Below are 218 nucleotides of genomic sequence, written 5' to 3'. Positions count from 1 at the left end.
CATCATGAAAAAAGCAAATGCAAACCCAGCCCAAAAAGCGTTCCAATTGTCGTTAATATCTGAGGCGGACTATAAAAAACAATTGCAAACAATTGAAGAAGAAAAGAGAAGAAAAGAAGAAGAAAAGAGAAGGCAAGAAGAGGAACACCAAAGGAAAAAAGAACAGCAAGAGTGGTTTGATAAAGTGAAAGAGTGGATTCCATCATTATGGTGAAAAA

General features: G+C 35.8%; 1 pseudogene. It reads left to right on the top strand.

Going from position 1 to position 218, the window contains the following annotated elements:
* Nucleotides 1-214: pseudogene (locus tag MR170_RS32005) on the top strand (transglycosylase domain-containing protein); the annotation flags it as partial.
* Nucleotides 215-218: the final 4 nt, after the last annotated feature.

It is taken from the genome of Bacillus cereus group sp. BfR-BA-01524 (assembly GCF_022662595.1).
Lineage (GTDB): Bacteria > Bacillota > Bacilli > Bacillales > Bacillaceae_G > Bacillus_A > Bacillus_A thuringiensis_S.
This window is presented reverse-complemented; position numbering and strand designations above follow the sequence as displayed.